At 36.3% G+C, this 12,053-nt stretch carries 8 protein-coding genes; 2 read left to right on the forward strand and 6 right to left on the reverse strand.

Going from position 1 to position 12,053, the window contains the following annotated elements; all coding sequences use genetic code 11:
* Nucleotides 1–119 precede the first annotated feature (119 nt).
* Entirely contained in the window at nt 120–746 is a 627-nt protein-coding gene (locus tag FEZ18_RS06730; protein ID WP_153267613.1) for a hypothetical protein, read from the forward strand.
* Nucleotides 727–1,116, forward strand: coding sequence for a hypothetical protein (locus FEZ18_RS06735; RefSeq protein ID WP_153267614.1), 390 nt, complete (start codon nt 727–729; stop codon nt 1,114–1,116). Before FEZ18_RS06730 ends, FEZ18_RS06735 begins: the two co-directional genes overlap by 20 nt.
* A 289-nt stretch (nt 1,117–1,405) precedes the next feature.
* Here the strand turns inward: FEZ18_RS06735 and FEZ18_RS14840 are convergent, their stop codons facing one another.
* The 6 genes from FEZ18_RS14840 to glgA all read right to left on the reverse strand — a co-directional run bounded on the left by FEZ18_RS14840 (nt 1,406) and on the right by glgA (nt 11,246).
* Complete coding sequence (locus tag FEZ18_RS14840; RefSeq protein WP_255473344.1) at nt 1,406–1,771, reverse strand: transposase; 366 nt, start codon at nt 1,769–1,771, stop codon at nt 1,406–1,408.
* A 412-nt stretch (nt 1,772–2,183) separates the two neighbouring features.
* Entirely contained in the window at nt 2,184–4,583 is a 2,400-nt protein-coding gene (locus tag FEZ18_RS06745; protein WP_153267616.1) for a glycoside hydrolase family 31 protein, read from the reverse strand.
* 114 nt (nt 4,584–4,697) lie between these two features.
* Nucleotides 4,698–6,608 (reverse strand): 1,4-alpha-glucan branching protein GlgB, encoded by a 1,911-nt coding sequence (gene glgB / locus FEZ18_RS06750; RefSeq protein ID WP_153267617.1) that lies wholly within the window; start codon nt 6,606–6,608, stop codon nt 4,698–4,700.
* Nucleotides 6,609–6,651: 43 nt separating this feature from the next.
* The gene (locus tag FEZ18_RS06755; RefSeq protein ID WP_153267618.1) at nt 6,652–8,589 is read right to left on the reverse strand and encodes an alpha-1,4-glucan--maltose-1-phosphate maltosyltransferase; all 1,938 of its coding nucleotides are present in this window, start codon (nt 8,587–8,589) and stop codon (nt 6,652–6,654) included.
* A gap of 113 nt (nt 8,590–8,702) precedes the next feature.
* Nucleotides 8,703–9,968, reverse strand: a complete 1,266-nt coding sequence (locus FEZ18_RS06760) for a glucose-1-phosphate adenylyltransferase (protein ID WP_153267619.1) — start codon at nt 9,966–9,968, stop codon at nt 8,703–8,705.
* 75 nt (nt 9,969–10,043) lie between these two features.
* Complete coding sequence (glgA, locus tag FEZ18_RS06765; protein ID WP_153267620.1) at nt 10,044–11,246, reverse strand: glycogen synthase; 1,203 nt, start codon at nt 11,244–11,246, stop codon at nt 10,044–10,046.
* Nucleotides 11,247–12,053 lie beyond the last annotated feature (807 nt).

Raw genomic sequence — 12,053 nt, forward strand, 5'->3', positions numbered from 1 at the left:
AATAGAGCTAGTCTGTTTTCCAACGCTTTTTTGCCGACCCTAAAAACTAATTTTTTCAAGAACAGTAGTGCTTCGATTGAGTGGATTAGTAATTGTAAAAGATTGATAATTAGCGGATAATGAATAAAGCCCAGCATACAACATCGTGTATAGTGCATTTGGCGGATAGTGCTAATTTCAAGGGTGGTACATCTAATAAACGGTGTAGCGGTTTGACAGGTTCGTGCTTAGAAATGCCAAACGACACCATACACGTAACCGTTGGCTGTAATTTAAGTAGAGTGAAAGAGAAATACGACATTTTAGTAGAATTAGCAGTTTGGGGACATTTGGATTCAAAAACTGATTTGGAATTGATTTTGTTAAAAGGTCATTTAATTATTGAGCAAATTTTGGAAGTTAAGCTGAATAGATGTGGAATAGAAAATAAAAAAACGTTTTCTTTTTACAGTAAAATTTTAGCTCTTGAAAAAATAAACTTTGAACAAACGAATAAGAAAAAAATAATATTAGATGCATTAAGAAAACTCAACAAGTTGAGAAACAATTTAGCACACGATTTTTACTTTGATTTAAATAACGGAGAGTTTGACAATTGGGCAAAAAAAGTTCTTAAAAATATGGATGGAGAAAAATACACTCGATATACTTACAGAACCAAAATAGTTCACGCATTTTCGACTTTGACAATAAATATTCTGGAATTAACCACAAAAGAAAAACAGTATGAGTACAACAACATTTAATCGAGAAATAAAACGAATGATAACTAATGAAAATCATCCTGTTTTAAAATATATTAACGAAAAATTTAAAAATAGTAGGCAACACCAAAACTATTATGGCTTTTTTGACGACTTTTTATTTAAGTACGGAATTTTAACATTGGGCTACTCACCTACTCTAAATGGAAATAAATATGTGCCATATGTAAATTGTAGTCAGAGAAACATATTTCGAGCGGAAAAAGGAATAACCGATTTATCGAATAAAGCTCATAGTCCAACTCAATGCCAAAAAATATTAGCGGAATATCTAATTGAACATTTGAAATACTTAAATGTTTGGAGTTTTGAGAATTGGAATAGCGAACTGAATTATGAAAAAATGAATTAAAAAAACTACAGCCAATAACTAAGCATTCGTGTGGTCGGTACGACCCAACATGAATGCCGTGTTGACTGAACCGGTGTTTGTCGGTTCGCCCTTATGGGGAATGGTCTGTTTTGGATTGGATTTTTAGGAGTTGGTTTTTTCTGTTTTGGGAGTTTTTGGCCTCCCTTTCTTTGGAATATTAAAAGAACATGGCAGATTTAGGACTTATTTTTCCTTGTTCATTACTGCTTTGATGTGTTTTCTTCAGTTTTGGCCATAGCAGTCCCGTTACGTCGGTTTTGCGTTTTTTTCATATTGGTCTGTTTAGGTGTTTCTCGATCTGTTCGCGCCAACCATTCGGTGGTCCACGAGCGGGGAAGGTTGCAATGGTAACCAGGTTTCCTTTTTTACAGCTGGGACACTTGCGGTGCTTTAAAGGTACTTTTTCCGCTAGTTCTGGCCTACCCAGATCTTTTTGTAGTTCTGGGATTAAGGTTCTTTTATAATAGCTGCTCAAGATACCATAGTGCCGGATGCGGGTAAACCCTTTGGGCAGGATATGCAATGAAAAACGCCTGATGAACTCACCATCGGATAGTGCAAGTACCGACTTCTTACCCCCTTGGCGATAATCCTTTACCATAAACCGTACGTTTCCACTTTCAAGACTTTTTATTGAAGGTTTTTGCTAAAGCCATATTCGTGTTATACCTATTTAACTTTATAATGTCGTGTAAATCAATTGAATTATTTTTTGATTAATTGAAATGAAAAATAAATAGCATAGCATCGTTACGGTAATTATTTTTGATGAAAAGTAAGCAAAAAAGAAGCTATTTATCACGACTTTATATGGTTAAATTGTATTAGTTAAAAGATTAAATCAAGCCACCTATTATGATGAACGTTGACAAAACAATCATCAAAATCATTAAAATCATGTAAAAAAAAGAAACATCTTCTCTTATTTGAACAAAACGATTATTCAGGCCTCTATTTTTTGAAGGAATCTATTCTGAAATTATAAAAAAATCCCTTTCTATGGAAACTGAAAGGGATTTTGTGTTATTTATTGTGGTTAAATTTAATTAGCCTATGATTTGAATATTTGTAAATTCTTTAGAAATAACCAAAGAGTTATTACCATTAAATTTAACATCGTTCAAATCTACAAATTCATTATCAACTTTTATAGAATTCACTTTAAAAGGTAATCCTATTAAATTAATTTTAAAGGTGTTGTAAGAGGTTATGTAGTTTCCGCTATTGTATTTTCTAATAATTAATTTATGGTCTTTACCCGATAAGCTAAACTTACTCAAGCTATAACGGCCTTTTTTATAATCGAAACCATCATTGGAGTCTTCATACAATTCAGACTCTTCTTTGCCTAACTTGAAGTACACCTCTAGTGTAAGCTCTTCTATATTTTTCTCGCCAACATATTGTTGTACTGGATATTTAGGGATAATCGCACCAGCTTTAACAAAAATAGGCATACTGTCTATATCGGCATCTACCCAAGTTTCTTTCCCCCCAGAAACTAATTCGTTGGTCCAGAAATTATACCAATTTCCTTTCGGAATATACATGCGTCTCCCTTTAGCGTTAGGTTCGTTTATTGGGCAAATTAAAAGTTGGTTACCGCAAATAAACTCATCGATTCTATAGTGTGTTTGAGAGTCTTCTTGATCAAATAAGACCAGAGATTTTAACATGGGTATGTTATTCTGACTGTATTGATGGAATGCCGTGTATAAATACGGTAGCAGCTGGTATCTAATCTCAATAAACTTACGCACTATATTGGTAATCTCTTCATCAAAAGCCCAGGGCTCTTGGTCGCCATGGTCTCCAGAAGAATGTGTTCTGCAAAACGGATGGAATACACCCAGTTGAATCCAGCGTGCAAATAATTCGCCATTGGGCTGTTCTGCAAATCCACCAATGTCAGACCCTGCAAAAGAGAAGCCAGATAACGCTAAACGTTGGGCTTGAATATTTGCTATTTGTAAGTGTTCCCATGAGGCCACATTATCGCCCATCCAGGTAGACGAATAGCGTTGGGTGCCCGAGTAAGCCGCTCGGGTAATTACAAATGGTCTTTTAGGATAATTAAATTTTTTTAAACCATGGTATGTAGCACGTGCCATTTGCATGCCGTAAATATTATGGGCTTTACGGTGGCTACAAGGATTGCCGTCGTAATCGTGTCTTACATCGTTAGGAAATGTTTTTCCAGGAACATCCATTACAGCAGGTTCGTTCATGTCGTTCCATACGCCTTGAACGCCTATATCTTCAATAAGTTCTTTAAATAAACCGGCCCACCATTTTCGTACTTCAGGTCTTGTAAAATCTGGAAAATAACATTCTCCAGGCCATACTTTGCCTTTCATATAAGGGCCATCGGCACGGCGACAGAAATAATCTTTATCTAAGCCTTCTTTAAAAACATGGTACTCACTATCCATTTTAATACCGGGATCGATTATAACAACGGTTTTAAAGCCATCGTCTGCGAGTTCTTTAACCATGCGTTTTGGGTCTGGAAAATAGTCTTTATTCCATGTAAAACACCTAAAACCATCCATATAGTCGATGTCTAAATAAATAGCATCACAAGGTATTTGCAGTGCTCTAAACTTTGAGGTAATGTCTTTTACTTTAGACTCTGGAAAATAGCTCCATTTACATTGGTGGTAGCCTAAAGCCCATAATGGCGGAAGCTCTGGAGCGCCAGTTAAATCGGTATAACGCGATACCACATCTTGCATTTTAGGGCCGTAAATAAAGTAATAATTCATTTCGCCGCCCTGTGCCCAAAAACTGGTTACATGGCGTCTTTCATGACAAAAATCGAAATAGGTTTTAAAGGTGTTATCGAAAAAAATTCCGTAGGCTTTATTATGGTGTAAAGCGGTATAAAATGGAATGGCTTTGTAAATAGGATCGGTATCTTTTCCGTAGGCATAAGAATCGGTGGCCCAGTTTTCAAATCGTCTGCCTTTTAGATTTAAGTGGCTTGGTTTATCACCTAAGCCGTAGTAGCTTTCGCCGTTTTTGGCAGCTTTACTCATTTTTACAATATCGCCACCCAACTCGTAGCTCTCTTCCCAGTGAAAACCTAATTCGTCTTCGCAAATAACCGAACTATCTAGAGCGTCTATAATCGATTTTCTTAAATCGAGCTTATAGATATGGCAGATTAATCTTGAGGTGGAAACGATGTATTTTTCATCATCTTCAGAGATTTCTAAGTGATTGTAGCCTCTGCTGGCGTTGCGATCTATAGCATAAGAGAAATCGTTATCAAATTTACCTACGGTGGTGTATCTAAATCTAAAGACACTATCCCTTAAAACGGTAAGCTGGAGTATAACGTTATTTGCGGTCGAAAAATAGAGTACATCAACATCTTTTGAATAGTCTGTTATGCGAGACGGAAATAAGTCGCCTTTATATTCTAATTCTGTATTTAAAATCATAGGTGGTTAGTAATAAAATTGTAGTGAATGTAGTTAAAATTTTTAATTATTAATTAAAAATATTTTGGACAGAAAAGTCAAGTGTCATAGCTTATAAATTCGTTTTTTAGCGAATTACTTCGAAAATTTGAATAAAGACACACCTAAAGGAGGTAGCGTAATCTCTGCAGAATATGATTTTCCGTTCCACGAGGTATTTGCAATAGGGATTTCTTTTTTGTTTAAAATGCCGCTACCCCCAAATGTTTTAGCATCACTATTAAAAATCTCTTTTAGCATCCCATTTTGGGTAACACCAATACGGTAGTGTTCTCTTACAGTTGGTGTTAAGTTACAGACAACAACAACATTGTCTTTGGCGTATTTCCCTTTTCTTATATAAGACAAAACACAGTTTTCGTGGTCGTCGTAACTAATCCATTCAAAGCCGTCGTTACTAAATCCTTTTTCGAATAAGGCTGGAGTGGTTTTATATAATGTATTTAGTGCTTTAAAAAAGTTTTGAAAGTTTTTATGAGAGGCGTACTGTAACAAATGCCAATCTAAACTGTTTTGAAAATCCCATTCGTCTTGTTGGGCAAATTCGCCACCCATAAATAGTAATTTTGTGCCAGGGTGGGTAAACATGTAGCCATATAAAAGCCGCAAATTAGCAAAGCGTTGCCACTCATCACCTGGCATTCTTCCTAAAATAGATTTTTTGCCATACACCACCTCGTCATGCGAGAGGGGTAGCATAAAATTTTCTGTAAAGGCATAAGCTAAGCTAAAGGTAATATCGTTGTGGTGGTATTTTCTATAAATAGGATCTTTAGCAAAATACTGTAAGGTGTCGTGCATCCACCCCATCATCCACTTCATGCCAAAGCCTAAGCCACCTAAAAACACGGGTTTAGAAACGCCTGGGAATGCTGTAGATTCTTCGGCTATGGTTTGTACATCTGGGAACGATTTATAAACCTCTTCGTTGAGTTCTTTTAAAAACGCTATGGCGTCAAGATTTTCGCGACCACCAAATTCATTGGGTTCCCACTCGCCATCTTCACGAGAATAGTCTAAAAACAACATAGAAGCTACGGCATCTACACGCAGCCCATCGGCATGAAATTGATCGAGCCAAAATACAGCATTACTTATTAAAAACGATTTAACTTCGTTGCGGCCGTAATTAAAAATTAAGCTTTTCCAATCTTGATGGTAGCCTTTGCGTTTGTCTGGGTGCTCGTATAAATGTGAGCCGTCGAAAAACCCTAAACCGTGGGCATCTTCAGGGAAATGTGAGGGTACCCAATCTAGAATAACACCTATGCCAGCTTGATGTAATTTATCGACTAAATATTTAAATTCTTCAGGATATCCAAAACGAGAGGTTGGGGCAAAATACCCTGTTATTTGGTAGCCCCATGAGGGGTCGTAGGGAAACTCCATAATGGGCATGAACTCTACGTGAGTGAAATTCATATCGGTTACATAGTTAACCAATTGGTCGGCCAGCTCTAGATACGACATAAAACGTTGTTCTTCAACATGTCTTTTCCAAGAGCCCAGATGGATCTCGTAAACCGAGTACGGCGCATCGAGTGCGTTATGTTTTTTACGGGTTTTCATCCAGTGCTTATCTTTCCACTTATAGTCGTCGTCCCAAACTATAGATCCTGTTTTAGAGTTGTGCTCATAACGTCTGGCGTAGGGATCGGCTTTTTCGGTTTTTATATCGTTATTATTACTTTGTATTTTGTACTTGTAAATAGCTCCCTTTTTAACATGGGGTATAAAGCCCTCCCAAATACCACTAGAGTCCCAACGCACATTTAATTGGTGTTCGCCTTCCATCCAATAGTTAAAGTCGCCAATTACAGAAACTTGTTTTGCGGTGGGTGCCCAGACCGCAAAATATACCCCATCAATACCATTTACAGTGCTAAGGTGTGAGCCAAATTTCTCGTATAGCCTGTAATGTTTACCTGCTTGAAACAGGTTAATGTCGAATTCTGAAAATAAACTGTGCGCTATTACTTGTGCCATTTAAGGTTGTTTTAGTATTGTTTAGCTTATTAAGGGCTAAAACTTATTTATTAATTTTAAAAACATGAACTGGCATTGAGGCATGTAGCTCTATATAACACCACTCGCTAGACCAATTATAACGACTATTTGTGATTAAGTCATGCATTTCTAGAGGCTCACCTTCCTGTACACCAATATCATGCAAAGGAACCTGCACAGTCCCTTTTTGGGTGTGATGATCATCTAAACTAATAACAACAAAAATTTCATTCGTTTTATCATCATTCCATTTATAAAAGGCCAATAAATGATCATTTTCTATATAACAGAATTTGATGTTTTTGGTTTGTTGAAGCGCAGGATTATTGTGCCTAATGTGGTTTATTTTTGATATGAAAGCTATTAACTTATTTTGAATATCCCAATTGTAATGTGTGATTTGGAATTTCTCTGAATTTATATACTCTTCTCTACCGGGTAAAGGTGTTGAAAGCATATACTCAAAAACGGGACCGTAAATGCCTATGCTAGAACTTAAAGTCGCGGCAAGAGCATAGCGTTGTATGTGTTTAGATTCGTTAGCACCTTGCAAATAATACGGGTTAATGTCTGGTGTGTTTGGCCAAAAATTAGGTTGCATGTATTCGCTTAACTCGGTTTGTGTTAATTCTTCAACATATTCAATAAGTTCCTGTTTACTTTCTCGCCAAGTAAAATAGGTGTAAGATTGTGTAAACCCATTTTTTGCCAGTTGTTGCATAACTTTTGGAGCGGTAAAGGCTTCAGCTAAAAAAATAACGTCTGGATGTTTGGCTTTTACCTGAGCGATAATCCAAGTCCAAAAATAAAAGGGTTTGGTATGGGGGTTATCGACTCTAAATATTTTAATTCCGCAATCTATCCAATACATTAAAATATCTAAACAGGCGTTCCAGAGGTTTTTATAATCGTCACTTTCCCAATAAATGGGTAGAATGTCTTGGTATTTTTTTGGAGGATTTTCGGCGTATTGTACCGTGCCATCTGGCCGCCATTTAAACCATTTGGGGTGGTCTTTAACCCACGGATGGTCTGGGGCAGCCTGTAAGGCATAGTCCATGGCAATTTCAATATTGTTTTCCTTAGCTTTTTTTATGAGAGATTTAAAATCGGCAAGTGTTCCCAATTCTGGGTGTATGGCTTTATGGCCGCCATGTTTGGAGCCCACACCCCAAGTAGAACCAACATCACCAATTTGAGCTTCAGTCGTGTTGTTTTTGCCTTTTCTATTCACTTCCCCTATAGGGTGAATGGGTGGTAAATACAAAACATCAAACCCCATGTTTTTAATTCTTGGTAGCAAGCGTTCACAATCTTTAAGCGTCCCGTGAACTCCTTTTTTTTCTGATGCTGAACGTGGAAAGAATTCATACCAGGTACTAAATCGCGCTTTTTTTCGATCTACAAAGACTTGATAGGTTTTGGAAGTATTAGCCAGAATTTTTACCGGGTTGGCATAAAATATCTGATATAAGCGCTCTGTATTAGCTTCTGCTATAGCTTCCTTATAATCGCTTTTATTTTGAAAAATACGATGTAGGTGTTTTAAATAAGCCTTATCTTGAGCTTTAACTTTTTTCAAAACCGCTTCAATGTGTTTTACACCTTCAAGTAACTCTGATGCGACGTGTTGCCCGTCATTAATTTTTCTTATAAGACCCTGTCTCCAATTTAAGGCGTAATCTACCCAGGCTTGTACTTTATAGCTGTAAAACCCAGGTTTTTCGACATGAAAAGTGGCTTGCCATTCATCATTAGAGCGTAAAACCATTCTGGTTTCTATCCATTTTTTGGCGTTCTTGTGTTTGTATAACACAGAAGCTCCTAGCACATCATGGCCATCTGCCAAAATATGGGCATCTATGTTAATAATCTCATTTACAACCCGTTTAATATAAAACTCACCACAGTTTATACTAGGCGAGACATAATCAATAATAACTCTTTTTTGGTTTTGCATATTAGTTAGTTAAATAATGCCAATGTTGTGGTACACAAAGTGCAGTTGGATTGAAAAAATAAAATTCATAATTACCCCTCTTTTAAAGGTCGTTTTTAAAAATGTTAGATGGTTTAAATAACATACCCTTTAGGGATTGTTGCCCCTTTTTTAATGACAACAATACCATCTTTTATAAAATAACTATCGGTTTCTTTATTTTCTAGATGTTTTCCGCCATTAATGGTGACATCATCTCCAATACGGCAATTTTTATCGATAATGGCATTTTTTATATAACAGCCTTTACCAATCCCCATTAGAATTTCAATGTTTTCATCTTTTATTTGTTCTAAAGTTTCGTAAAAATCGGATCCCATCATATACGTGTTTATAATGGTTGATCCTTCGCCAATTCTTGAACGAATACCTATAACAGATTGTTCAATTTTATGAGCATTTATAATACAACCCTCTGCAATTACGGTTTTTTCTAAGGCGGTATTTGCAATTTTGCTTGTAGGCAGCATGCGGGAATTTGTGTAAATACGTTTTTTCTTGTCGTATAAATCAAATTTTGGAATATCTGCAGTAAGACCTAAATTGGCTTCAAAGAACGAATCGATGTTTCCAATATCTGTCCAATAGCCTTCGTACTGATAGCTATAGGTTCTGTGCTTCTTTATATTTTGGGGGATAATTTCTTTCCCGAAATCAATGGTATCTGGGTTTTCCATTAATCTCGTTAAGAGCTCTCTATTAAAAACATAAATACCCATTGAGGCTAGGTAGTTTCTCCCTTGGTTTTTCATCTCGTCACTTACCTCCGAGGTCCACTCTGGTAATAAACTGGCCTCTGGTTTTTCGATAAAAGCGGTAACTATATTAGAATTATCTGCTTTTAAAATCCCAAATCCTGTGGCATCGTTGGCATTTACAGGGATAGTAGCTATCGATATTTCAGCTTTTGATTTAATATGGGCTTCAATCATTTTTTCGTAATCCATTTGGTATAATTGATCGCCAGAGAGTATCAAGAAATACTCGAACTCATGTTTTAAAAAATGCTGCATACTTTTACGCACGGCATCTGCGGTACCTTGAAACCACGTTTTATTATCGGGTGTTTGTTCCGCAGCTAAAATATCGACAAAGGTACTGCTGAAGGGCCCAAAATAATAGGTGTTTTTAATGTGTTTATTTAGCGATGCCGAGTTAAATTGGGTTAACACAAACATGCGCTTAATATCGGAATTGATACAGTTTGATATCGGAATATCAACCAATCTATACTTACCCGCAATGGGTACTGCTGGCTTCGATCTTTTAGCTGTAAGAGGATACAATCTCGAGCCTTGACCGCCACCTAAAATTATGGCTAATGTTTTTTTGTTTATCATCTGTATTGAGTTTATATATGTTGAGAACGACTTGTTTTAGTTGTGGCGAACTACTGCCACTTAAATTTACAAATTTTAAACTAGAGTTTTATATAATGCTTCTACTTGTTTGGCTATGGCCATCCAGTCAAAATGCTTTTCAACTCGTTTTCTACCATTATCGGCCATCGTGTCTCGTAGCGCTTTATTAGCAATAAGGGTATTGATACCCTGGGCCAAATCTTTAGAAAACGCGTTGGGATTAACGGGTTCAAAAGGGGCTTCTTTTTGCTGTTCTAACGGAATTAATAGGCCGGTTTCACCATGTACTACCACTTCTTTTATGCCACCAACGGCACTGGCTACAACCGCGGTATTACAAGCCATGGCTTCGATGTTAATAATGCCAAAAGGCTCGTAAATTGAGGGGCAGCAAAACACAGCGGCGTGCGAGTATAACTGGATGATTTCTTCTTTGCTGACCATTTTGTCGATCCAAATCACATTTTCTCTCGTTTTTTTAACGGCGTTAACAGCATCTTCCATTTCTTTACCAATTTCTGCGGTATCTGGAGCGCCTGCGCAAAGCACAACTTGGGTGTCTGCCTCTATATATTTAATGGCATTTACAAGATGGATAATGCCTTTTTGTCTGGTAATGCGTCCAACAAAAAGTACGTATGGTTTTGCTTTGTCTATACCATAGGTGTCGAGAGTTGAGGTTTCTTTTGTGGTTGTGTATTGTTGCAAATTGATTCCGTTATAAATAACGTTCACTTTACGCTCATCGACCTTAAAATGTTTGAGAATATCGTCTTTAGTTTCTTTAGACACAGCAATGAGTGCATCGGCCATTTCGATAGCCGTTTTTTCAACCCAAGATGAGGCATCGTAACCTCTGCCTAATTGCTCTCGTTTCCAAGGTCTTAAAGGCTCTAAAGAATGTGTGGTGATTACCAAAGGTGTCCCGTAGCACAATTTCGCTACGATACCAGCAAAATGAGCGTACCAAGTATGACAATGCACGATATCGGCATCTACAGGTTCGGCATTCATGTGTAAACCCGTGCTTAAGGTTTTAAATACGGCCTGTAATTTATCGTCTGCAGCATCAAAAACCGGATTTTCAAATGGATAACCTTTAACCTCTAGATTTTTCGATTTAAGGTCTTGGTCGCCAAAACAGCGCACCTCCATGGTCATGAGTTTAGATAATTCTGCTGCCAAATATTCAACATGAACACCTGCACCTCCATAAACATAAGGTGGAAACTCTCTCGTGTAAAAAAGTGCTTTCATTTATTGGTTTTTTTTTTTGATGACTATTTTGGTGTGAAATCTTATATTATAAAATTATATAAGCTTGTTTTAAAAAACCTCACTATACAAATTGTAATATAGGCGTCTGGTATTGGTGTAAAGAATATGTTAAAAAGCGCGTTTTAAGTGTGTCGGTTTTTTAATAAATTTATTTAGAACTTATATTACTTTGTAAAAACTAAACATACAAAAAAAATACCAACAAACTGCTCTTATTCGCATTTTTAGCAATAAAGAAGCTTTTAATCTAAATAGACGTGTTTTTGCTAAATTTAAGGCGTTTTAACACCTGTTTTTAGGTATAATCTTAGGGTTTGGTTCAAAACACAAGCGATAAGAGATTTTGTGTTCTCGATTAGTTGAAATATAAATAAATGGTTCTATGTATAATACGTGGGATGTTGGTTTTGTGTTAAACCAATTTCATTTTTGAAATGAGGTATTGTTAATTTGGTATACAATGCGAGTGTTTAGAATTTTTATAAACTTAAGCTTTCGCAATACCTTACAATCGGGCTTTTTTTCACTCATTTTGTATGAGGATAAAAACACAGCTTAAGGCCAAAAATTAAATTGAAAACACAAAAACTTATATCCAGAACGTTCATCCGATAAAAGACATAAGACCGCTTCGCTAATAGACATAAGAATCAAGACTTGATTCGAACTAACTAATAAACGAGTGCTTTAATTAACAAAATATCTCCTTTAAACCTCAATAATTGTCTCAAATAATACCAATTTAACTTTATAATGTCGTGTAAATAAATTGAATTATCTTTTGAT

The sequence above is a fragment of the Oceanihabitans sp. IOP_32 genome (assembly GCF_009498295.1).
GTDB lineage: Bacteria > Bacteroidota > Bacteroidia > Flavobacteriales > Flavobacteriaceae > Wocania > Wocania indica.